Below are 21,547 nucleotides of genomic sequence, written 5' to 3'. Positions count from 1 at the left end.
CTTTTTGTTACTATCGAGGAAAACCACGGCTCAGCGGGGAAATATGCACTACTTAAATCGGGAAGCTCGTCGGGAGGTGATCATGCTGGCGGCGATGCGCGTCGCGCTGCAGGGTGGCTTAGGTGCCATGACCGTCCGGCAAATCGCCGCCGAAGCCGGAGTCTCTACCGGGCAACTGCATCACCATTTCACCTCTATCGGCGAACTTAAGGCCCAGGCCTTCGTTCGGTTAATTCGTGAGATGCTGGATATCCAGCTGGTAGCGGAAGACGCCAGCTGGCGCGAGCGTCTGTTTTCCATGCTCGGCAGCGAAGATGGCCGCCTGGATCCCTATATCCGTCTGTGGCGCGAGGGGCAACTGCTCTGCGGGAGCGATAGCGACATCAAAGAGGCCTACCTGCTCACCATGTCGATGTGGCACGAAGAGACGGTCAATATTATTCGTCTCGGTAGCGCAAGCGGTGAATTTCATCCCGCTGACAGCGCGGAGAATATCGCCTGGCGTTTAATTGCCCTGGTCTGCGGACTGGATGGGATTTATGCGCTGGGAATGGAAGCGATCGACGACAGCGCATTTACACGCTATATAAATCATTATATATCGTTAGAGCTGCTATGCCCGCCAACCATTTAGCCCCCTGAGCTTCAGATGTCCCGGGACGGCATGGGCTGTCGGCCCGACAGAACCTGTCGCCGCTGCCAACAGTTTACATATACTAAAATGTCGTCTCTTGAAAAGCGCTGACTCAACCGGATGATACGGATGTGAGGGAACCATGGGTAAATACGTCATTTTTATCAGCAGCCGCGGCGGGAAAGCCGTACCAAAAGAGGCGGTGACATCCTCTTTGATTAAAGAGATGAAACGACAGGGGTTCAGAAAGCATCACGTTGCGGTAGAAGCTGAAAACGAAAAAGATGCCGTTAACGCGTTAAATAAATTTAATGACGATTATCTGACGGAGGTAAAGGAGTACACCGCAAGCGTTATATTTATGTGCCTGTGTGCAATTCTGATGTTCATCGTTTATCTTTTTGCAAACAGATAGCAAATTTACGCCGCCAGGCGCCAAAAACAGCTTAACAGACCGGGTTCAGCGCACAGCGGAATTATCCGTCGGCGGTATATGCAGCGCAAAACAGGCGGTAATGGTATGCAGCAGCAGTTTCGCCGGCCCGGTAAGCCGACTTTCATCGCCATATAACCCCACCCCGATGTCACCCGCCGCGGGCAATTTTGCGCAATCAACGACCTGCAGCGAAGCAGGCATGCCAATCGTGGTGCGTAGCGCCACTCCCAGTCCTGCGGATGCGGCGGCCCAGATACCGTTCAGGCTGCGGCTGGTAAAGGCAATCCGCCAGGGTATTCCGGCGTTGTCTAACGCCGCGGTGGCGGCGGTGCGCATGACGCACGGCGCTTCAAAAGCCAGCAGCGGCAGCGACTGGTTTCTGTCGAGGTAACGGGCAGGATCGAACTCCGCCGCCGCGATCCACTGCAGCGGCAGTCTCCCCAGCAGACGATCAAAAACCGGTTGGTCGCGCCCTTCCCAGCTCAGAGCCAGATCAAGCTCCTGGCGCATCATCGCCTCGCGCAGCGGCGCATTGCGAGTGACGGTAACCGCAATCTCCACTTCGGGACAGGCGCGGGAAAACTGCCCGAGGACCGCCGGCAGTAACACCTCGCCAAAGTCCTCCTGCAGTCCGAGGCGAACCTCGCCGCTCACTCCTCTGGCCTTAAGCGCAGCCCAGGCTTCGTCGTTCAGGCTAAGCATTCGCCGCGCGTAGCTCAGCATAATCTCCCCTTCCGCCGTCAACGCCAGATGACGCCCGGCCTTTTGTACCAGCGCCGTGCCGCTCTGCTGCTCAAGCTTTTTAAGCTGAGCGCTGATCGCCGACGTTGAACGCCCCAGGCGTTCGGCGGCAAGGGCAAAACTGCCCAGTTCCATGCCGGTCACGAAAACGCGCAGCGCATCGGCATCAAAGGTCAGTGGTCGTCTGGTCATCATTAATCATCCCGCTTTTCAGGATTGTTGATCACAAATTATATGATTATCGAAACCATCATAACCGGATATCGTCTCCGTGACATCCACCTATGAGGTTGCAAATGGACAAAGTTAATCTGACCCGGGAAAACCTGGCGGCGCTGGCGCCAAAGCTGGCATCACTGAGTGAAGAGGTTCTGTTTGGCGATATCTGGCAGCGCCCGGCGCTGTCACCGCGCGACAGAAGTCTCATCACTCTCAGCGCGCTGGTCGCCATGTATCGCCCTGAACAGCTTGCCTGGCACCTGAAATTGGCCCGCAAAAACGGCGTTACGGAGAGCGAAATCACGGAGCTTTTTACCCACCTGTCGTTTTACGCCGGATGGCCAGCGGCGGTTTCGGCGCTCAATGTGTTTAGCCAGCTCGATACCGAATGAGGGGACGCTTATGCCCATGACCCGCATCGCCATTTCTGCGCAGCATTTCGAGAAATGGCACGTTCAAATCTCCAGGGATTTGCAGCAGGCGCTTGAAGAGCATTTTTCGGTACCGGCTGGCGACTGTTTTCAGCTTTTTGACTGCTACAGCCCACAACAGCGCGTGTTTGACCCTGACTATCTCTGCGGCGCAGAGGGCAGCCGCAGCGACGATTATCTGCTGTTTCAGATAACGGCTGGCAAAGCGCGCAGCCCTCATCAGAAACAGGCTTTTTATCAAAATTTAGTCGCCAGACTGGAACGTTCGTTGGGGATCGGCCCGCAGAATATCATGGTGGTCATTGGATTCACCGAGCCGGAGGACTGGTCGTTCGGCAGCGGCAAGATATTCCGCTTAACGGATATTCCTGCGCCGCGGTAACCCACGCGAGGATAACGGAGGCGGAGACCTGCCAGGGGCCGGAAGCAGACTGTCGTCCCGGCGGCCGTGCGGGTCTACCGATGCGATACAGGCGGTCTGGACGGAGTAACCCTTACTTCCCCGCCTCCGGGTGGGTATCAAACGCCGCCATGACCGCTGCGAGCTCGCCTTCCGTAAAGCCATATCTGGCATCATCGACGCCAATACCGAAGCGGGTTTGCAGCGCTTCATACAGCGCCGGAACATCCGGTAAATCAATCTTCTCGACCACATGGGCGTTATCCCAATGGGTGAAGTGGAAGTTGGTTAAAGTCATTTTCCCGCCGTCCGGTAAATGACGGCACATCAGCAGATGGTGGCGGAAATGCGACTGCGGCCAGTGCGCCGACCAGAAATTTCCCATGACATAATCAGCAGCATACTGGCGCCCGAGGTCGAAAACGTACATCGACTGCCAGTGGCCGTGATGGCTGTACTGCAACGTCCACTCATCCCCTTCGCAAATCAGTCGGTAGACACCGTGCGGGGTTGACTGTTCCGCATCCGCCAGCAGCCGGACAGGTGCGGTCAGGGTCTGGCCGCCGAAGCCGACATCGGCAATCCAGCGCTCACCGTCGACCTCGACCAACAGCAGACGATGGGTTCGCGGCGGCATCTGCGCCGGATTGGCCAGCACTACGCGCCCCAGCAGACTACGGACGTGAAAACCCAGCTCGCGAAGTACCCGCTCCAGCAGCCCATTTTGCTCAAAGCAGTAACCGCCGCGACGGCCATGAATCAGCTTCTCTTCCAGCGTTCGATCGTCGAGATGGATCTCTCTGGGCAGCAGGACATCCAGATTTTCAAACGGAATCGCGCCATTGTGGTGAATATGCAGTTCGCGCAAGGTGTTAAGCGATACATCAGGGGTTCCCGTCCAGCCCAGACGAGAAAAATAAGCGCTTAAAAATCGACTCATCAATGCCTCCAGCAATCGGTGTCCGACATTTATAGCCTGGTTTTCCCCGCCGATTGCATATTTTGTGCGGTCACCATTAACCGCGCGTGCTGCGTTGCATCAGGGCCAGCGCGCCGAGCATCAGCGCCAGGCCGCTCAACAGCGTCAGCGAAGCCATGGCCATCCCCTGGCCGATTGACCCCTGCTCAAACTGACGCCAGATAAATACCGCCACGGTTTGCGTCCCCGCCGGCGCCAGCAGCAGCGACGTCACCAGTTCGCGCGAAGCGACGGCAAACACCATCAGCATCGCCGCCAGCAGCGCCGGAAAGACCAGCGGCAGCACAATCAGCCGCAGCGCCCGCAGCGGCGATGCGCCGTGGACCCGCGCCGCCGGTTCGAGATTACTCCCCAACTGGCGCAGGGCGCTGCCAACATAGCGCACCGGCCACGGCAGCAGCAGACAACAGTATGACAATAGCAACATCCATCCGCTGTTATAGGGCGAAACCGGCCAGAACGGCTGGTTCCACAGCAGAATCAACCCGACGCCCACGACAACCCCGGGCAGCGCCGCCGGCATCAGCGACAGCGCATCGACGATGCCACGGCCTTTGATTTTCTGCACCAGCACCAGCCACGCGACAATCAGCCCCACCAGGCCGACGATCAGCGCCGACGCCAGCGCCAGAGAAAGGCTGGTGCCCAGAGCCGACAGCGCATCCCCCTGGCTGGCAAACAGCGCGGCAAAATGGCGGAAGGTAAAATTATCGGCATGAATGCCGCCTGATAAGGTCCCCATCAGGCCGGTCAGGACCATCGCCGCCCCCGGCAGCACCACCGCGATGCCTCCGATACCCAGCATCAGTAGAACAGCGGGCAACGCCAGCCACCCCAGTTCCGCCCCGCTATTTTCCCCCGGCTTACCGGTCACGCTGGTGACCTCAGTATCCCCCACCAACCGCTTTTGCAGCCACCAGGCCAGCAGCGCAACCCCAATCAGCAGCAGCGACAGCAGCGACGCGCCGGACAGATCGATGGGCCAGTCGGCCAGCTTTTTCTCAATACCGACGGTAAGCATCACCAGTCCGGCCCGCGATCCCAACGCCGCCGGGACGCCAAACTCCTCAATCGCCAGGGTAAACGCCAGCAGCATCCCCGCCGCCAGCGCCGGGGAAAGCATCGGCAGCGTAATATGCCAGAAGGCTCGCCAGGCGCTGGCGCCATGAACGCGCGCGACAATCGCCAGCCGCTGACCGCTCGCCAGCAGGCTGCGGGAAACGGCAAAATAGACCACCGGGAAGATATTAAAGGTCATCACCAGCACGATCCCGCCGCGGCTGAACAGCAGATCGTTCAGATCCCAACCGGTTAACTGTTGCAGATAGCCGTTGCTTTGCAGCACCAGCATCCACGACAGCGCCGCGATATACGGCGGCGTGAGGAACGGGATCAGGAACAGCAGATCCCACAGGCGCGGCAGCGGAACATTAAACAGGCCGCGCAACACCCCCAGCGGCAGGCCGATAACCACGCTCATCAGCGCGACGCCGCTGGCCACCCACAGGGTACCGCCGAGCATCGGCAGGAGCTGAGGATCGGCTAACAGCATCGGTACGCCCGTCAGCGCCCCGCTCAGGGAACCGGCGCTAAAATGAGGGAAAATGGCCTGCAAGACGATGAATAAAAGCGGTAACGCCACCAGCACCAGTAGCACCGTCAGGGTGACGCTGGAAATCAGTTTCTGTTTCACGGTAGAGTCCTGGATACGATCTTACCCGGCTCGCGCTGCGCTTAGCCGGGCTACAGGTTCACAGCCGTCTGCGGTCCAGTAGCCCGGACAGGCGCGCCAGCGCCGCCTCCGGGAAATGTGCCCGAGCAAACTTTCGCAACCCGGGAAAAGTTGGTTTACTGGGCGAAAAGCGTATTAAAGCGGGAAAGCACCGCGCTGCGTTCGCTGCTGCCATCGCCGGTGGTCGGCAGAATTTTCAGTTCATTAAGCAGCGGGCGTTTAGCCGGGATATCGCTACGCGCGGGCATCAGCCACGCGCCGGCGACCAGCGCCTGGCCTTCCGGCGACAGGACATAGTCGACGAAGGCTTTGGCATCGTCAGCATGCGCCGTGGTTTTGAGGATCATCATCGGCCGCGGGGCAATCACCGTACCGCTGGCGGGGAAAATCACCTTCAGGGACTCCCCCTGGTCGATATTACCGTAAGAGACATAGTCCACCGCGCCGAACACCGCCGCTTTCGCCCCCTGCATCACCGGCGTCACCGCCTGAGCGTTCGGCCCGCTGACCACCATACCGTTCTTTTTCAGATCGTCGAACAATGCCCAGGCCTTGTCGCCCATGCCATTTTGTAGCCCGATCAGCAAATCCAGCGATGCGCCGGAGAGCGCCGGATCTGGCGTGGTGACCTTATCTTTAAACGCCGCTTCGGTCAGGTCGCGCCACTCTTTCGGCTCCGGGGTTCCGCTTTTGCTGTTCCAGACGATCCCCAGTGCGGATATCCCCTGCGCAACATAATCCGCAGATTTCAGGTTCGCCGGGACCTTATCGGCATTGGCGCTTTGGTACGGCAGCAGCCAGCCGCGTTGATGCAAATCTTCCGCGGTATCCCAGGAGGCGGAGATCAGCACATCCGCCTGCGGATTGGCCTGCTCCGCGTCGAGACGCGCCATCACCTTACCGGTTGTGGCCTGGAAAATATTGACCTTCACCCCGGTTTTCTTTTCATAGCCGCTGGCGAGACTTTTCGCCAGCGAACCCGGCCCGGCGGTATATACGGTCAGCGCGTGGGCGCTGGACATCATGGTGGCAGACAACAACATCACGAGCACAGCTCCTTTCTTAACGGTCATAACGGTTTTCATGCGAGTTCCCCGGAGGATGAAGTGATGGTGCGAACGGCGGCAACAGTGCCGGCAGATAAATGAACAATTCGGTCGGCCAACAGCTCGGCTTCGCGGCGGTCGTGAGTCACATACACCGCGGTGATCCCCAGCTGACGCAGCAGACGGCTCATCTCAACGCACAGCGATTCGCGCAATTCGCTATCGAGGTTGGAGAGCGGTTCGTCAAACAACAGCACGCGCGGTTCGGCAACAATGGCGCGAGCCAACGCGACGCGCTGCTGCTGACCGCCGGAAAGGCCGGAGGGCTTCCTATCGGCAAAGCCGTTGAGGCCAACCATCGCCAGCGCGTCATTCACCCGCTGTTGTCGTGCAGCGCGCGCTACGCCGCGCATACGCAGAGGAAAGGCGATATTCTGCGCCGCCGTCATATGCGGCCACAGGGCGTAGTCCTGAAAAACCATGCCGATGTCGCGCTGCTCCGGCGCCATCCCCCAGCCGGGTTTCGCCACCAGACGATCGCCAAAGCGTATCTCGCCTGCTGCCGGGACGCTGAGACCCGCCAGCAGACGCAACAGGGTACTTTTGCCGCAGCCCGATGGCCCCAGCAGCGCCACGATGCTGCCAGCATCGATATGCAGGTCTATTTGATTCAGTACAGTATGAGTGCCGAAGGCGAACGAAACGCCGTCGAGTTTGATGCCGGTAAGCGCACGCATTATCGCCCTCCCCGCCGGGAAAGCGTTGCTCCGCCCGCCGTCAACAGCCGACGGGCCGCACTCACCTGTGATAAAGACAGGAGAGCTAACATATTGTTATCCTCTTTGGGATTTAGTGGTGCCGACTATAGGCAGCCTGTATGACGTATTGATTACAATTTCATTGCGGATTAACGTGTTGTCTGGCACCAGACCCATTTACCAAGGAACGCTTATGAGCCGTTTTCGCCACGTGGAACTCCAGTACGCCAGTCGTCTGCTCAATCATGGCCCGACCATTCTGATAACCAGTTACGATGCCGCATCTCAGCGCCGTAACGTCATGGCCGCTGCGTGGTCGATGCCGGTGGAGTTTGCCCCGCCCCGGCTCGCCATCGTGGTGGATAAAAGTGCCTGGACAAGGGAGATCATTGAGCGCAACGGGACCTTCGGCATCGTGGTCCCCGGCGTAGAAGCTGCCAGCTGGACCTACGCGGTCGGCAGCATCAGCGGACGCGATGAGGATAAATTTAACGCTTACGGCATTCCCGTTGTGCAGGGGCCGGAACTGGGATTACCGCTGATTGAAGAGAAGTGTCTGGCGTGGATGGAGTGCCGACTGCTGCCGCCAACGGCAGCGCAGGAGCAGTACGATACGCTGTTTGGCGAGGTGGTTTCCGCCGCCGCCGATGAGCGCGCTTTCGTCACCGGACGCTGGCAATTCGACGACGATAAGATCAATACGCTGCATCATCTCGGCACCGGCAACTTTGTCGCCAGCGGCCGACATGTGCGGGCCAATACCCCGGAGGAGTAGTTTGCTTACTGCCCCCGGCGGTCTGGCGACCAGAGTGCCAGAGACAGAAAAGCGCCGTTTCACCCTACGCGGGCGGGTGCGGCCAACGGCGCGCCGCCGTTTACGACGGTGACCCGCAGAACGCAACCGCCGCAATAATCAATCCGCCGCCGATAAAAACGGCCGGCCCCGGCAGCGAGCCAAACCAGATGGCGGCAAAGAAAACCGCCCACAGCGGCTCCAGCGCTATTACGATCGCCGCTTTGCCTGCGGCGACGTATTGCAGCGCAAAGGTCAACAGGCTGTAGGCGATACCGGTGCACAGCACGCCTATTAATATAACGTGCAACAACGTCTCACCGTCGGCGCTGCGGATGGCGGAATATCCCCAGGGAAGCGTGGCCAGCGCGCAGGCGCAACACTGGAGCCATGCGGACTGCAGCGGCGAAGCGCCGGTCTTCGCATGGCGGTTATACAGCACAATCACCGCGTAAGATAAACCCGCGGCTAGCGCCCACAGCAGCGCGGTTCCCCCGCCCTGCGCCGACAGCGCTTCAGGCGAAATGACCACCAGGCCAACCGCCACCATCACCATCGCGGCGACATCCCGCCGGGTAATCGGCGTGGCGAAGATAACCCGGCCAATCAGCGCCACAAAGAGCGGAAAACAGGCGAAGCCCAGCGTCCCGACCGCCACACCGCCCTGCTCAACGCCGGTGAAAAAGCAGATCCAGTGCCCGGCCAGCAGCAGGCCGTTAATCGACAGTTGAGACAGCTCTCGCCAGGATAGCCGCCGCCACTGACGACGCGCCAGCAGCAAAACTGCGGATAAGGTCACTACCGCCCAGGCGGCGCGCCCGGCGACAATCGCGCTCACCGGCAGCGGCAGTCCTTTCGCCAGCACCGCCGAGAGACAAAATAACATCGTGCAAAGCTGCACGCCGGCTAACGCCTGAAACTTTCTCAAATCCATATTATCCCCCACTCTGCGCAGAGCAGGCTAACATTGCGGCACGCTTTTATAAAATCGCATCATTGATAGGGTATCGATTCGACCAGCGGCCGTCGGACCTCAAGCCGTTACCCGCCGCTATCCAGCACGCAAGCCAAAAGAGGGACTTCTGAAGGGAACCCGAATACGGTGTGTTATGCCGCATCCGGGTAGCGACGCTTCAGGTAATGATAATCGCCCGAATATCGTTAACGTTGGTCAACGTCGGGCCGGTGATCGCCAGATCCCCCAGGGCGGCAAAAAAACGATAGCTGTCGTGGGCGCTCAGCAACGCCCGGGCATCCAGCCCGGCCTGTTGAGCGCGTATCAGCGTATCCGGGGTGACGAGGGCGCCCGCGGCATCCTCGGTGCCATCGATACCGTCGCTGTCGGCCGCCAGCGCCCAGATCCCCGCTTCTCCCCGCAGCGCGCAGGCCAGCGCCAGCAGAAACTCGCTGTTTCGCCCGCCTCGTCCCGCCCCCTCAGGGCCTATGGTCACCGTCGTTTCCCCTCCGCTTAGCAGCACCGCCGGGGGCCGCAGCGGATAGCCGTGATACTTCACTGAACGGGCAATCCCCGCCATCATCACCCCCAGCTGCGCGCTTTCCCCTTCCAGCGCATCGCCGAGGATCAGTGGCGTATAGCCCAGCGTTCGCGCCTGCTCCGCCGCCGCTTCCAGCGCGCCGGAAGGCGTAGCAATGATGCGAACCTCGCTGCGAATATCTGCCGCCGTTACCGCCGGGCGCGGCGTCTGCAGTACATCCAGCACCGGTGACGGTAAGGTGATGCCATAACGGGTCACGATTTCCAGCGCCGCTTCCGGGCTACTGCTATCCGCCACCGTCGGGCCGGATGCGATAGCCTGCGGCTCATCCCCCGGCACGTCGCTGATAATCAGCGTCACCACCTTCGCGGGCATCGCCGCCAGCGCCAGCCGACCGCCTTTTATGTCAGAGAGCTGTTTACGCACAATATTCATTTCAGTAATCGTCGCCCCGCTTTGCAACAACGCGCGGTTGAGCGCCTGTTTGTCCGCCAGGGAGATTCCCTGACGCGGCAGGGCCAATAGCGCCGACCCCCCGCCGGAGATCAGGGCAATAACGCAGTCGTCGGCATTGAGATTTTTGACCTGTTCCAGCATCAACATCGAGGCCATTTCACTCATCGCATCCGAGACCGGATGCGAAGCTTCGACGATGCGAATTTTCTGTGTCGCCACGGCGTGGCCGTAGCGCGTTACCACCACGCCATGCATCTCGACATCCGGCCATGCCACCTCCAGCGCGGCAGCCATCGCCGCGCTGGCCTTCCCGGCTCCGACCACGATACAACGCCCGCTCGGTTTCTCCGGCAGCTGTTCCAGCAGGACGGCATGCGGGTCCGCGCTGCGTACAGCGGTGGCAAACAACGTTCTGAGTTCATCGGCTATCCGCGCTTTGCTCATTGTGCCTCCTTTAGCTGGCCTGAATCGCCTGCACCACCGCCGCGGTCACTTCGCGGGTGGTGGCCTGGCCGCCGACATCCGGAGTTTTGATCCCCGCCGCGCACACCTGTTCAACCGCCTGCATTAGCCGCATCGCCGCCGCGGCTTCGCCGAGATGCTCCAGCATTTGCGCTGCGGTCCAGAAACTGGCCACCGGGTTGGCGATACCTTTGCCGGTGATATCAAAGGCGGAGCCGTGGATCGGTTCAAACATGGACGGGAAACGACGCTGAGGGTCGATATTGGCCGTTGGCGCGACCCCCAGGCTTCCGGCCAACGCGCCGGCGAGGTCGGAGAGAATATCGGCGTGCAGATTGGTCGCCACGATGGTATCCAGCGATTGCGGATGCAGCGTCATGCGTACGGTCATGGCGTCCACTAACATTTTATCCCACTGCACATCGGGGAACTCTTGCGCCACTTCGGCGGCAATTTCATCCCACATCACCATCCCGTGACGTTGGGCGTTCGATTTGGTCACCACGGTCAACAGCTTGCGCGGGCGGCTCTGCGCCAGCTGGAAGGCATAGCGCATAATGCGGGTAACGCCGGTACGAGTAAAAATCGCCACTTCGGTCCCCACCTCCTCCGGCAGACCACGATGGGTACGGCCGCCGTTGCCGGAGTATTCTCCTTCCGAGTTTTCACGGACGATCGCCCAATCCAGACTGCCCGCTTCGGCATGGCGTAGCGGCGATTGAATGCCGGGAAAAATGCGCGTTGGACGGACGTTGGCGTACTGATCAAACCCCTGGCAGATCGGCAGGCGCAGTCCCCACAGCGTAATATGATCCGGAACATCCGGCGCGCCCACGGCGCCGAAGTAAATCGCATCGAACGGCTTTAGCTGCTGCAGGCCATCCTCCGGCATCATCACGCCATGGGCTTTGTAGTAGTCCGACCCCCACTCAAAGGTACGCACTGAAAACTGAATGTCACCCTGCCGTTTCGCCACGGCGTGCAGTACCTCAACGCCGGCTGAAATCACTTCCGGACCAATACCGTCAGCAGGAATAGCGGCGATAGCGTAATTTTTCATATTGAATCCTTAAATTAATGGTGTTCACGATGGGTTAATGGCGCGTCGAGGGGACGTTCAGGCGCTTTCCCCGACAGCAAGAAAACGATGAATGAAGAGACCAGCAGCAGGGCGGCGACAAAGTACAGTCCCCAGCTGAAACTGCCGGTATGTTCTTTAATCAGGCCAATCATAAAGGGGCCGACAAAACCGCCGAGATTGCCGATCGAGTTGATGGTGGCGATACCGGCCGCGGCGGCAGAGCCGGAAAGAAACAGGGTCGGCATACTCCACAGCGGCGGTTTAGCCGCGCTGATCCCACAATTGACCAGCGTCAGGGCGCAGAGCACGGTGAGTATTGTTCCGGCATTACCGGCAAAGCACAGCCCTACCGCGGCCAGCAGGCAGGCGGCGATCGCGTGCCAGCTGCGTTCATTGGTCTTATCGGAATGCTTCGCCCACAGCACCATCGCCAGTACCGCGACCACAGCGGGAACGGCATTAACGAAACCGATAGTCAGGTCGGACAAACCGAGAGTTTTAATGATTTGCGGCGACCAGATCCCCAGGGTGTAGAGTCCGGCGGAGGTACCGAAATAGACCAGCGAGAGCGCCAGTACGCGTTTGTCCAGCAGCCCTTTGAGAATGCTGTGCTGCCCGCCGGAGGCTGTACGCGACTGTTCCGCCGCCATCGTCGCCGTCAGCCAACCCCGCTCCTCTTGCGTCAGCCAGCTGGCTTTTTCCGGCCTGTCGGTTAACCAGAACAGCACCATCACGCCAAGCACCACCGCAGGCACCGCCTCCAGCAGGAACATCCACTGCCAGCCGGTCATCCCCAACAGGCCATGCATCTCCAGCAGCGCCGCGGACACTGGCGATCCCAACGCGGTCGAGATCGGCGCGGCAGCCATAAAGATAGCGGTCACCTGCGCCCGTTTTTTCGCGGGGAACCAGTAGCTTAAGTAGAGGATGATTCCGGGAAAGAAACCGGCTTCCGCTACGCCGAGCAAAAAGCGCAGGCTGTAGAAACTGGTGGTGCCCTGCACGAACGCCATCGCCCCGGAGACAATCCCCCAGCTGATCATCACCCGGGCAATCCAGATGCGCGCGCCGACCTTGTGCAAAATCAGGTTCGAAGGGACTTCGAAGAGAAAATAGCCGAGGAAGAAGATCCCGGCGCCGAAACCAAATACCGAAGGAGAAAAGCCGAGATCGTTGTTCATGGTCAGCGCAGCAAAACCAATATTTACACGGTCAAGAAAAGCGATGAAGTAGAGCAGCATGATGAAGGGTACGATGCGTAGCGTAATCTTGCGCAGCACCCGTTTTTCGAGTTCGCAGGTCATGTGAGGTTATCCTCTGTCATTATTTTGTAGGGTATGCGGCAGGTTGCCGTCGTGATGAGTATGCCGAGATTTGTTGCACGATCATTCGCTTCGGTTTATACAAAAAAAAGCAATAATCGAGAGGAGGACCACATGGAACTGCACCAGTTACGCTGTTTTCTGGCAGTGACGGAGACGCTGCATTTCGGCCAGGCCGCCCAGCAACTGGATATGCTGCCGTCGGCCTTAGGAAGACAAATTAAGCTGTTAGAAGAAGAGCTTGGAACACGTTTATTCACCCGTTCCACCCGCCGGGTCGCGCTGACGGATAACGGAATACTGCTACGTGGCGAGGCGCGGAAACTGCTGGCGCATGCCGACGCGATTATGTTGCAATTTCGTCAAAATTCGCCACGAGCGTCCGGGCTATTGCGCGTCGGCGCGATCGACAGCGCGGCTATCGGGCTCGTGCCATTGCTGTTGCAGCATTTTCGCCGCCAGTATCCGCACATTGAGGTACAAATTTATGAAGATAAAACCGTCAGCCTGCTGCCAAAGCTCAAAAGCGGACGGCTGGATATCGCATTTGTCCGCCCGCCCGTCCATTCCGACGAGGCATTTGCCCAGCGGTTTCTCTGCTACGAAGCGGCCATCGTTGCCCTGCCCGCCAACCATCCGCTGGCGACGCGCGAAGCTATCAGGATTGAGGAGCTGGCCGATGAGCCGATGATCGTGCCGGAGCGCCGCTCCCGCCCGCACAGTTACGATTTAACGATGAATTTATTCCAGGACGTAGGTTTACAGCCGAAGATCACCCAGGTAGCCGATGAGAAACAGACCATTATTCATCTGGTCGCCGCGGGCTTAGGCCTGGCGATTGTGCCGCAATGGATCCGAGGTTTTTCCGTCAGCGGGGTGACGTTTGTCGCGTTGATCGCCAACCAGCGTCCGGGGCTGCCGTTGGCGGCAATGTGGGTGAAAGAAACCCAGGATGAGGTCCGCGCGGCAATGTTACGCGTCCTGGCTTCGCATCCTGAATTGTATGCTGAGACCGGCGATGGGGTATAGCCCGGCAATGGGCAGCCCGGGCGCCGCCTCGCGGGACAGGCATTACGACATACTGTAGCCCGGTTTTTTAATCAACCTCTCCATCTGCGGGGCGATTTCGCTATCCCAGACTTTTTGCCAGTCGCTTTGCGCAACCTGATTGAGGGCGACGCTCACCGCCCCGTCTTTACTGTTCAGATGGCGGATCAGCACCTCGGTAATGTCGGCGGCCAGGGCGCTTTTTTGTTCATCGGTCAGTTCGCGGGGAAAACATTTAATATCAACATGTGGCATAGCAGGCTCCTTATTGTCAGATCGATAAACTAGCATAGCGGTGGTCAGTCGGTTCGCCTTTTGTGCTTTAAATCAACTCGTTGTCACGCAGAACCTGCTGTAGCTCCGGCCGCTGGTACACTTTGTCCGCCACGGCGACAAACTTTGGCGTGTGCGCCATAAACCATGCCCGCCGCGGCCCCCAGCTGCACATCGCCGCGATATAACAGTCGAGCAGCGACATGTCGGCCCCCAGCGCATAAGGCGCCGCCGTTAGCTGCTGTTCCAGCCACAGATACAGCGATTGGCGATAGCGGATGCAGTTCTCCCGCAGCTGTTCAGGCGCATCGGCGGTCCAGCGCTGCGGATAATCGGCATAGGTGAACGTAGGGTAGACATTGGCCACCAGCCAGATCAACAGACGCTGAAACTGCTGGCGCTGCGGTGTGCCCGGCGCCGGTGCCAGATCCGGACGGCTATCGAGGATCATCAGGGCAATCGCGGCGGATTCGGTCATCACGCTGCCATCGTCCAGCCGCAGGGTCGGCACCTGACACAACGGATTTATCTGCATCAGGCTGTCGCGCTGCGGGCCCGGCTGGTCGAAGCCTGCCACGTTAACGAAATGGTAAGGAATGTTGGCCAGGGTCAGCATCAGCTCACTAATCGCCGATCCCCAGCCGGGTACGCCATAGACGGTCATCATCATCGGCCTCCACGATAAAGCTTAAGTTTAGGCACAAAATCGGACTGACATGCTGGCGGTACCGGGCAGCAGTGCGGCGCAAGATGGTACAGAATACACGTTATCCGGGATGATATTTTACCGCTAGCGCTACGTTTATCGTGGCGACGCCCTGCCCTTCAATACCTCGTATCTTACCGTTTATCCTCAAAATACTCGTGGCACTGTCAGCAATATTCATGACTGATGATTGAGAAAGGGTGAAAATGTCTTCCAGAATTTTTTGGCGCACTGAATGTCATACAAGCTGTTAATCACGGCACTGACAATCAGAATAAACATCGCCAGGTAAACAAGAAATAATACGACAAAACAGGCTACCGCGACCGCACCTGACATTTCGGCTACCACGTCGGGCACCGACATAAAGAATCCGTATATGATAGCGGCAATCATCAGCCCGCCGAAAATAACTATCTCCCGGCGCGCCTTTTTCCTTTTACTGGACGGTTGCGTCACGCCTGAATCCGTAACATTCAGCAGCCTCGACATCCGAAGAAAGCTATTCAGGGTTGGCTCATTGAAATCGATATTGTTGCTGGCAATATACTCAAGAATTTTATGACTGATGGTCACCGGATATCTTATGCCGATACCTTCATATAACGCCTTGATGGCCAGTAAATCAAACGGGGTAAGATCGTTTTTATTTTTCAATTGATTAATACGGCGAAACTTTGCCAGGCGCTTTTCCACATTCACTTTATCAAACTGACTGTCACGATGAAGCTTCCTGCCTTCTCCCCAGCGATTATAAACAGCGCGAATGAATGCGACAACAGCAGGAAACACCACGCCCGATAAGGGTATAATAACTTCTGATAATATATTCACTTCAATCCCTTGATAATTATTGATGTAAAGAGATGGTCCCAGCAGAACCGCGGAGTGAAAATATTAACCACACGAAAAATATACGGATTTTGATAAAAATCAAAATCGTCATCATCATATTTATCTTTGGAATTAAAAACCGGAGAGCTGAAAATGATGGTGCAGTTATCATATTAAATACGTTGCCGAAAGTTAAATCCGCCACACAACGCATAAAGTGACATTGACATCATCTTTGCCGATTGCTGAACACCGCGATGAAAGTCGCTATCAATAATAATCCCCCGCTGTTTCGCCCCGTACTCCGGCGAAACAGCGGTTTTTTAGTAGGTGATCCCAGGGGGATTTACCTGAGACTGTGCTACCGCCTCGCCCTGCTCTCCCCAGCGTGCCAGCACCTGCTGGTATTCGCCGCGCGCAATGGCGCCATCGAGCGCCGCCTGCAACGCAAACACCAGGCCATTGCCCTTTTTGGTGGTGGTAGCGACCCAGGCTTTTTTCGGCCCCAGCCCGACAACTTTGGTGGTCCCGGTCAGCGCCGCTTTGTAGGCCGCCACCGACTGGGGGCCAAAGAAAACATCGGCGCGCCCGGACTGGATGTACAGATTGCCGGAGGCGTCGTCGGTTAAATAGATCGGCAAAGCCAGCTGGCGCCCCGCCGCTTCATTCTCCCCGTTCCAGCCAAGCAAAATACGCTCCTGATTGGTGCCGGATCCGACGATAACCTTCCGCCCGGAGAGATCCGCCGCGCCGCTGATTTTCTCAATGGCGCTGGTGGATTTAACCGAAAATGCCAGCGAATCGACGCGATAGGTGGCGAAATCGAATTTCTCCTTACGCTGTTCGGTGACCGCGATATTGACCAGCGCCACGTCGTAACGCCCGGAGGTGATCCCCAGCGGCCAGTCTTCCCAGGCCGTCGGCACCAGTTTCAGCTTGAGGCCTAAACTGCCGGCCAGTAGACGGGCAATATCCGGGTCGCTGCCGATGCGCGTCCGGTTGTCGCTGGCCAGCAGCGCCAGCGGCGGTGAATTAAGCGCTGAAATCGCCACCGTCAGCGTACCGGGTTCAACAAAGCGATAGCTGGCCGGGATCCTGGCGATCGCGGCGTTGTCCACCGTTACCGGCAGCGGCTGTTCGTTCGCCCGGAGATCAATTTCCGCCTGCGCCCCCGCCGAGAGCGTGCCCAGCGCCAGGGCAACTATCCTTTTTCTCATGCCAGCACCTTTGATAAAAATTGCCGCGTACGCTGATGCTGCGGATGATTAAGCACCGCGTCGCTGCTGCCCTGCTCAATAATTTTCCCCTCGACCATAAACACCACCTGATCGGCCACTTCGCGGGCAAACCCTATCTCATGCGTCACCACCACCAGCGTGGTACCGGAGCGGGCCAGCTTCTTAATCACATCGAGCACTTCGCCCACCAGCTCCGGGTCCAGCGCCGACGTCGGTTCATCGAACAGCAGCACTCGCGGCTTGAGGGCCAGCGCCCTGGCGATGGCAATCCGCTGCTGCTGGCCGCCGGAGAGATGGCGCGACCAGGCATCGGCCTTGTGGCGCAGCCCCACCACATCCAGCAGCTCATAGGCGCGTTCGACCGCTTCCTTACGGCTGACCTGCTTGTGGGCGATCGGTGCTTCAATCAGGTTTTCCAGCACCGTCAGATGCGGGAACAGGTTGAAGTTCTGAAACACGTAGCCCACGTTAACGCGCTGGCGCAGAATCTCTCTCTCCTTCAGCTCATAGAGCTTATCGCCCTGGCGCCGATAGCCAATGTAGTCGCCATCAATCTGAATAAACCCTTCATCCACCCGCTCAAGATGGTTTATGGCGCGCAGCAGGGTTGATTTCCCCGAACCGGATGGCCCGAGGATCACCGTCACCGTGCCGGGCGGAATTTCCAGCGAGACATCATCCAGCGCTTTATGGCGGCCGAAATACTTACTGACGCCGGTAATAGAGATATGACCGTTATGAGAGTTGGGCATGAATGGCCTCCTGCGGTTTCTGCGGCTGACGTGCGGAGTCATCGGCGCGCGCGCGGCGCGGCGAGTTGACCGCCGAACGGCGTTCGCTGCGCGCGAGGGCGCGTTCCACCAGATATTGAATCAGCGACAGGACGCTGGTGATCGCCAGATACCAGACGGCGCCCACCATCAGTAGCGGAATCACTTCCTGGGTACGGTTGTAAATCATCTGGATGGTGTAAAACAGCTCGGGCATCGCCAGCACATAAACCATCGCCGTCCCTTTGGCGAGGCTGATAATTTCATTAAAACCAGAAGGCAAAATCGTGCGCAGCGCCTGAGGCAGAATAATCCGCAGCGTACGCCGCCACGCCGGCAGCCCCAGCGCCGCGGCCGCCTCATACTGACCGTGGTCAACGCCGAGGAAGCCGCCGCGAATGATCTCCGCAGTATAGGCGCTCTGCACCAGCGTCAGCCCCACAACCGCCGTGGAAAACTGCCCCAGCACGTTGATGGTCTGATAACTGCCCCAGCTGATCCCGGTAAACGGAATACCGAGCGATAGCGTGTCATAGAGATAAGAGAAGTTGTAGAGGATTATCAACACCACAATCAGCGGCAGCGAGCGAAACAGCCAGATATAGCCCCAGGCCAGGCTGCTCAGCAGCCATGAGGAAGAGAGTCTGGCCAGCGCCAGCAGGCCGCCAAAAATCACGCTCAGTACCGTACCCAGCAGCGTCAGCAGCAGCGTTTGTCCCAGCCCTTCAAGAATGACCGGGTCAAAGAACCAGCGGGCGAAGACCGCCCACTCCCAGCGCGGGTTAAAGGCCACCGACTGCACGACGGCCGCCAGCACCAACAGCGCCACCACTGCGCCGACGGCGCGCAGCGGGTAGCGTGCCGGGACCACTTTAATCGTTTCCGATCTGTTCATGTTCTCTCCTCAGGCGCTGTGGCTTAGGGCGCTTACCGCCAGCGCTTTGGTGAACCGTAGCCGGCCGTCAAATGGCGGCTGGCTGTACTCTTCCGGGTTGCGAGCCAGGTCAAACTGCGCGTCGTAGCCCTGGCTCAGATAGAGCCTGACCGCTTCCGGCTGGCGAAAGCCGGTGGTCAGGTAGATATGGCTGTAGCCTGCCAAAACCGCCCGCCGCTCCAGCTCCTGTACCACTTTCGCCGCCAGTCCCTGCTGGCGCAGGGCCGGATGGGTCCAGATACGTTTAATTTCCGCCGTGTGGCTGTCCTTCGGCTTATAGGCGCCGGTGGCGATAATTTCCCCCTCCCGCTCCAGCACGATAAACAGCCCCTGCGGCGCCAGATACCATTCGGTCAGTTCGACTTCCGCATCGCGGGAAAAATAGTCGCCGTAGCGCGACGCGTATTCGGCGAACAGGCCGTTGATAATCGGCTGGAGTTCAGGCGCTTCGGGTGAGATATCGCGGAATGCTGCACTCATATTGCCTCCTGTTAATCGCCCAGCCCGGCCGGGTTAATTTCTGATTGCGGGATGCTCTCCACGCCTTCGCCCCAGCGGGTAAGCACTTTGGCATAGTCACCGTTCTGAATGGCGCCGTTTAACGCGGTCTGCACCGGTTCAACCAATCCGCTGCCTTTTTTCAGCGTGACGGCAATGTGCGCCGCTTTCGGCCAGCCGCCATCCACGCTGCCCACCAGTTTGGTTTTCCCGGTCAGCGCAGCCTTCCAGGCGCCGATCACGTTCGGGCCAAAGAAGGCGTCGGCACGCCCGGACTGGATCGCCAGCGTCTGGGCGGCATCATCTTTGGTGTAGACCGGGGTAAACGGCTTCAGCCCCTTCTTCAGGTTTTCCGCATTCCACGCCAGCAGAATGGCTTCCTGGTTGGTGCCTGAACCGACGATAATGCGCAGCCCGGCAATGTCTTCCGCCTGCTCAATTTTGCTCAGCGGGCTGCTACTCTTGACGTAAAAGCCCAGCGAGTCCTTACGATAGGTGGCAAAGTCGAACTTCTCTTTGCGCTCTTTGGTGACGGTAATATTGCTGATCGCGGCATCATATTTGCCGGAGGAGACGCCCAGCGGCCAGTCCTCCCATGACGTCGGCACCACGTTCAGCTCCAGCCCGAGGCTGTCGGCGACCAGGCGGGCGATATCAACTTCGCTGCCAAGCAGGGTCTTGTTGTCATCGGAAAATACGGTCAGCGGCGGCGAGTTCAGCGCCGCCACCGCCACGGTGAATTTCCCCGGTACCGCGAAGTGATAGTTAGCCGGCAACAGGGCAATGGCCTGCGGATTTTTCGCCGTGTGCACCGGGGCTTTATTGGCCTCCACGCTGACGCCGGTACCGTTAATGTTGACGTCCTGGGCCCATAATGGCGCGCTGAAACCCAGCGCAAGGACCAGTAAAAGTGACTTTTTCTGCATAGCGAGCGTTCTCTGTTGTTATTGTTGTTGGAATTGATTAACCGGCGGCGTCAGCCCCAGGCTTTCGCGCAGCGTCGTTCCCGGATACTCCCGACGGAACAGCCCGCGCTGCTGCAAAATCGGCACCACCCGATCGACAAAGCGCGGGAAGGTATCCGGCGTGCCGCCCTGGATAATAAAACCGTCGGCCCCTCGTTGCTCAAACCAGTGCTGCAAACCGTCGGCGACCTCCTGCGGCGTCCCGGCGAAAAGCGGGCGCGGACTGGCGGCTTCCAGCGCGACCTGGCGCAGGGTCAGTCCGCGCTCGCGCGCGTTGCGCTTAATTTCGTCGGTGGTGCTGCGGAAGCTGTTTTTGCCGAGGTCGCCGATATCCGGGAACGGTTCATCCAGCGGATACTGCGCAAAGTCGTGGTGTTCGAAATAGCGTCCGAGGTAGTTGAGGGCGTCCTCAATCGATACCAGCGCGGCGGTGGTCTGGTATTGCTGTTCGACATCGTCGGCATCGTCACCGACAATCACGCTGACGCCCTGGAAGATATGTAATTGGTTATCCTGACGACCATAGGCCGCCAGTTGGTTCTTCACATCGCGATAAAACGCCTGCGCTTCTGCCAGCGACGCCTGATGGGTAAAAATGGCATCGGCATGACGCGCCGCCAGCTTTTTGCCGTCATCGGAGGCCCCGGCCTGAAAAATAATCGGCCGCCCCTGCGGCGTGCGGGAAATATTGAGCGGGCCGGCAACCTGGAAAAAATCACCGCGATGGTCGAGAGTGTGCAGTTTATTTTTATCGAAGAATTGGCCGCTCGCTTTATTACGCACGAAGGCGTCCTCTTCCCAGGAATCCCATAATCCTTTCACCACCTGCAGATATTCATCGGCAATCCGGTAGCGCAGCGCGTGGTCAGGATGTTGGGCGCGGGAAAAGTTCTTCGCCGACCCTTCCAGCGGCGAGGTCACCACGTTCCAGCCCGCGCGTCCCTGGCTCAGATGGTCAAGGCTGGCAAACTGTCTCGCGGTGGTAAAAGGCTCGCTGTAGGAGGTGGATAAGGTGCCCACCAGCCCGAGATGGCGGGTGACCGCCGCCAGCGTCGAGAGCACGGTCAGCGGTTCAAAGCGGTTTAAAAAATGCGGGATCGATTTCTCGTTAATATATAAACCATCGGCAACAAATAAAAAGTCCAGCTTGCCCTCTTCGGCTTTTAAGGCCGTCTGCTTGACGAACTCAAAATTAATACTGGCATCCGCCTGCGCGGCCGGATGACGCCAGGCGGACATATTTCCCGATGCGCCGTGTAATATTGTGCCCAGACGCAATTGTCGTTTTTCAGACAT

Annotated in this window: 22 protein-coding genes and 1 pseudogene; 6 read left to right on the top strand and 17 right to left on the bottom strand. The window is 58.6% G+C overall.

What is annotated here, in order from left to right; genetic code table 11:
• Nucleotides 1-43 precede the first annotated feature (43 nt).
• Nucleotides 44-634, top strand: a complete 591-nt coding sequence (locus MC50_RS20885; RefSeq protein ID WP_032696252.1) for a TetR family transcriptional regulator — start codon at nt 44-46, stop codon at nt 632-634.
• Between the two features lie 142 nt (nt 635-776).
• Nucleotides 777-1,049: a hypothetical protein gene (locus MC50_RS20880; protein WP_032687840.1), complete on the top strand. Its 273-nt coding sequence runs from the start codon at nt 777-779 to the stop codon at nt 1,047-1,049.
• Nucleotides 1,050-1,094: 45 nt separating this feature from the next.
• Here the strand turns inward: MC50_RS20880 and MC50_RS20875 are convergent, their stop codons facing one another.
• Nucleotides 1,095-2,003, bottom strand: coding sequence for a LysR substrate-binding domain-containing protein (locus MC50_RS20875; protein WP_047665577.1), 909 nt, complete (start codon nt 2,001-2,003; stop codon nt 1,095-1,097).
• 104 nt (nt 2,004-2,107) lie between these two features.
• Between MC50_RS20875 and MC50_RS20870 the strand changes: the two genes are divergently transcribed.
• Both MC50_RS20870 and MC50_RS20865 read left to right on the top strand, forming a co-directional pair.
• Nucleotides 2,108-2,422 carry a carboxymuconolactone decarboxylase family protein gene (locus tag MC50_RS20870; protein WP_032687841.1) on the top strand — a complete coding sequence of 105 codons (315 nt, stop codon included), beginning with the start codon at nt 2,108-2,110 and terminating at the stop codon, nt 2,420-2,422.
• Nucleotides 2,423-2,432: 10 nt separating this feature from the next.
• Nucleotides 2,433-2,843 (top strand): tautomerase family protein, encoded by a 411-nt coding sequence (locus MC50_RS20865; RefSeq protein WP_047664863.1) that lies wholly within the window; start codon nt 2,433-2,435, stop codon nt 2,841-2,843.
• Nucleotides 2,844-2,955: 112 nt separating this feature from the next.
• On the opposite strand, the gene nhoA is transcribed toward MC50_RS20865, so the two are convergent.
• The 4 genes from nhoA to MC50_RS20845 form a co-directional block, all read right to left on the bottom strand.
• A complete protein-coding gene (gene nhoA, locus MC50_RS20860; RefSeq protein ID WP_032687844.1) occupies nt 2,956-3,801 on the bottom strand; it encodes an N-hydroxyarylamine O-acetyltransferase in 846 nt (281 codons plus the stop codon).
• A 76-nt stretch (nt 3,802-3,877) separates the two neighbouring features.
• Complete coding sequence (locus MC50_RS20855) at nt 3,878-5,533, bottom strand: ABC transporter permease (RefSeq protein WP_102990891.1); 1,656 nt, start codon at nt 5,531-5,533, stop codon at nt 3,878-3,880.
• Between the two features lie 155 nt (nt 5,534-5,688).
• Nucleotides 5,689-6,657, bottom strand: coding sequence for an ABC transporter substrate-binding protein (locus MC50_RS20850; RefSeq protein WP_047664862.1), 969 nt, complete (start codon nt 6,655-6,657; stop codon nt 5,689-5,691).
• Nucleotides 6,654-7,358, bottom strand: a complete 705-nt coding sequence (locus MC50_RS20845) for an ABC transporter ATP-binding protein (protein ID WP_163921533.1) — start codon at nt 7,356-7,358, stop codon at nt 6,654-6,656. Before MC50_RS20845 ends, MC50_RS20850 begins: the two co-directional genes overlap by 4 nt.
• A gap of 211 nt (nt 7,359-7,569) precedes the next feature.
• On the opposite strand from MC50_RS20845, the gene MC50_RS20840 reads away from it, so the two are divergent.
• Nucleotides 7,570-8,151: a flavin reductase family protein gene (locus tag MC50_RS20840; RefSeq protein ID WP_004861659.1), complete on the top strand. Its 582-nt coding sequence runs from the start codon at nt 7,570-7,572 to the stop codon at nt 8,149-8,151.
• Between the two features lie 100 nt (nt 8,152-8,251).
• On the opposite strand, the gene MC50_RS20835 is transcribed toward MC50_RS20840, so the two are convergent.
• The 4 genes from MC50_RS20835 to MC50_RS20820 form a co-directional block, all read right to left on the bottom strand.
• Complete coding sequence (locus tag MC50_RS20835) at nt 8,252-9,103, bottom strand: DMT family transporter (RefSeq protein WP_047664861.1); 852 nt, start codon at nt 9,101-9,103, stop codon at nt 8,252-8,254.
• Nucleotides 9,104-9,302: 199 nt separating this feature from the next.
• Nucleotides 9,303-10,565, bottom strand: coding sequence for a glycerate kinase type-2 family protein (locus MC50_RS20830; protein WP_047664860.1), 1,263 nt, complete (start codon nt 10,563-10,565; stop codon nt 9,303-9,305).
• A 10-nt stretch (nt 10,566-10,575) separates the two neighbouring features.
• The gene (locus MC50_RS20825; RefSeq protein ID WP_032687850.1) at nt 10,576-11,643 is read right to left on the bottom strand and encodes a tartrate dehydrogenase; all 1,068 of its coding nucleotides are present in this window, start codon (nt 11,641-11,643) and stop codon (nt 10,576-10,578) included.
• A gap of 14 nt (nt 11,644-11,657) precedes the next feature.
• Nucleotides 11,658-12,968: an MFS transporter gene (locus MC50_RS20820; RefSeq protein WP_047664859.1), complete on the bottom strand. Its 1,311-nt coding sequence runs from the start codon at nt 12,966-12,968 to the stop codon at nt 11,658-11,660.
• Nucleotides 12,969-13,100: 132 nt separating this feature from the next.
• Between MC50_RS20820 and MC50_RS20815 the strand changes: the two genes are divergently transcribed.
• The gene (locus MC50_RS20815; RefSeq protein ID WP_047664858.1) at nt 13,101-14,015 is read left to right on the top strand and encodes a LysR family transcriptional regulator; all 915 of its coding nucleotides are present in this window, start codon (nt 13,101-13,103) and stop codon (nt 14,013-14,015) included.
• Between the two features lie 42 nt (nt 14,016-14,057).
• On the opposite strand, the gene pptA is transcribed toward MC50_RS20815, so the two are convergent.
• The 8 genes and pseudogenes from pptA to MC50_RS28915 form a co-directional block, all read right to left on the bottom strand.
• The gene (pptA, locus tag MC50_RS20810; protein WP_032687853.1) at nt 14,058-14,288 is read right to left on the bottom strand and encodes a tautomerase PptA; all 231 of its coding nucleotides are present in this window, start codon (nt 14,286-14,288) and stop codon (nt 14,058-14,060) included.
• Nucleotides 14,289-14,355: 67 nt separating this feature from the next.
• Nucleotides 14,356-14,973 carry a glutathione S-transferase family protein gene (locus MC50_RS20805; protein WP_032688008.1) on the bottom strand — a complete coding sequence of 206 codons (618 nt, stop codon included), beginning with the start codon at nt 14,971-14,973 and terminating at the stop codon, nt 14,356-14,358.
• 216 nt (nt 14,974-15,189) lie between these two features.
• Nucleotides 15,190-15,846: a hypothetical protein gene (locus MC50_RS20800; RefSeq protein WP_047664857.1), complete on the bottom strand. Its 657-nt coding sequence runs from the start codon at nt 15,844-15,846 to the stop codon at nt 15,190-15,192.
• A gap of 323 nt (nt 15,847-16,169) precedes the next feature.
• Nucleotides 16,170-17,063: a transporter substrate-binding domain-containing protein gene (locus MC50_RS20795; RefSeq protein WP_032696268.1), complete on the bottom strand. Its 894-nt coding sequence runs from the start codon at nt 17,061-17,063 to the stop codon at nt 16,170-16,172.
• Entirely contained in the window at nt 17,060-17,836 is a 777-nt protein-coding gene (locus MC50_RS20790) for an amino acid ABC transporter ATP-binding protein (protein WP_032696269.1), read from the bottom strand. The genes MC50_RS20795 and MC50_RS20790 overlap by 4 nt, the downstream gene beginning before the upstream one ends.
• The gene (locus tag MC50_RS20785) at nt 17,820-18,749 is read right to left on the bottom strand and encodes an amino acid ABC transporter permease (RefSeq protein ID WP_032699961.1); all 930 of its coding nucleotides are present in this window, start codon (nt 18,747-18,749) and stop codon (nt 17,820-17,822) included. The genes MC50_RS20790 and MC50_RS20785 overlap by 17 nt, the downstream gene beginning before the upstream one ends.
• Before the next feature lie 9 nt (nt 18,750-18,758).
• Complete coding sequence (locus MC50_RS20780) at nt 18,759-19,268, bottom strand: GNAT family N-acetyltransferase (RefSeq protein ID WP_032687859.1); 510 nt, start codon at nt 19,266-19,268, stop codon at nt 18,759-18,761.
• An 11-nt stretch (nt 19,269-19,279) separates the two neighbouring features.
• Nucleotides 19,280-21,547, bottom strand: a pseudogene (locus tag MC50_RS28915) (NtaA/DmoA family FMN-dependent monooxygenase).

It is taken from the genome of Klebsiella planticola, from assembly GCF_000783935.2.
GTDB classification, from domain to species: domain Bacteria; phylum Pseudomonadota; class Gammaproteobacteria; order Enterobacterales; family Enterobacteriaceae; genus Klebsiella; species Klebsiella planticola.
The sequence above is the reverse complement of the archived record's forward strand: the minus strand, read 5'-3'. Positions and strand labels throughout refer to the sequence as shown.

Excerpts from the sequence above, each read along its gene's own strand:
- MC50_RS20885 (WP_032696252.1), top strand. The coding sequence starts at position 44 with ATGCACTACTTAAATCGGGAAGCTCGTCGGGAGGTGATCATGCTGGCG.
- MC50_RS20880 (WP_032687840.1), top strand. The coding sequence starts at position 777 with ATGGGTAAATACGTCATTTTTATCAGCAGCCGCGGCGGGAAAGCCGTA.
- MC50_RS20875 (WP_047665577.1), bottom strand. The coding sequence starts at position 2,003 with ATGACCAGACGACCACTGACCTTTGATGCCGATGCGCTGCGCGTTTTC.
- MC50_RS20870 (WP_032687841.1), top strand. The coding sequence starts at position 2,108 with ATGGACAAAGTTAATCTGACCCGGGAAAACCTGGCGGCGCTGGCGCCA.
- MC50_RS20865 (WP_047664863.1), top strand. The coding sequence starts at position 2,433 with ATGCCCATGACCCGCATCGCCATTTCTGCGCAGCATTTCGAGAAATGG.
- nhoA (WP_032687844.1), bottom strand. The coding sequence starts at position 3,801 with ATGAGTCGATTTTTAAGCGCTTATTTTTCTCGTCTGGGCTGGACGGGA.
- MC50_RS20850 (WP_047664862.1), bottom strand. The coding sequence starts at position 6,657 with ATGAAAACCGTTATGACCGTTAAGAAAGGAGCTGTGCTCGTGATGTTG.
- MC50_RS20840 (WP_004861659.1), top strand. The coding sequence starts at position 7,570 with ATGAGCCGTTTTCGCCACGTGGAACTCCAGTACGCCAGTCGTCTGCTC.
- MC50_RS20835 (WP_047664861.1), bottom strand. The coding sequence starts at position 9,103 with ATGGATTTGAGAAAGTTTCAGGCGTTAGCCGGCGTGCAGCTTTGCACG.
- MC50_RS20830 (WP_047664860.1), bottom strand. The coding sequence starts at position 10,565 with ATGAGCAAAGCGCGGATAGCCGATGAACTCAGAACGTTGTTTGCCACC.
- MC50_RS20825 (WP_032687850.1), bottom strand. The coding sequence starts at position 11,643 with ATGAAAAATTACGCTATCGCCGCTATTCCTGCTGACGGTATTGGTCCG.
- MC50_RS20820 (WP_047664859.1), bottom strand. The coding sequence starts at position 12,968 with ATGACCTGCGAACTCGAAAAACGGGTGCTGCGCAAGATTACGCTACGC.
- MC50_RS20815 (WP_047664858.1), top strand. The coding sequence starts at position 13,101 with ATGGAACTGCACCAGTTACGCTGTTTTCTGGCAGTGACGGAGACGCTG.
- pptA (WP_032687853.1), bottom strand. The coding sequence starts at position 14,288 with ATGCCACATGTTGATATTAAATGTTTTCCCCGCGAACTGACCGATGAA.
- MC50_RS20805 (WP_032688008.1), bottom strand. The coding sequence starts at position 14,973 with ATGATGACCGTCTATGGCGTACCCGGCTGGGGATCGGCGATTAGTGAG.
- MC50_RS20795 (WP_032696268.1), bottom strand. The coding sequence starts at position 17,063 with ATGAGAAAAAGGATAGTTGCCCTGGCGCTGGGCACGCTCTCGGCGGGG.
- MC50_RS20790 (WP_032696269.1), bottom strand. The coding sequence starts at position 17,836 with ATGCCCAACTCTCATAACGGTCATATCTCTATTACCGGCGTCAGTAAG.
- MC50_RS20785 (WP_032699961.1), bottom strand. The coding sequence starts at position 18,749 with ATGAACAGATCGGAAACGATTAAAGTGGTCCCGGCACGCTACCCGCTG.
- MC50_RS20780 (WP_032687859.1), bottom strand. The coding sequence starts at position 19,268 with ATGAGTGCAGCATTCCGCGATATCTCACCCGAAGCGCCTGAACTCCAG.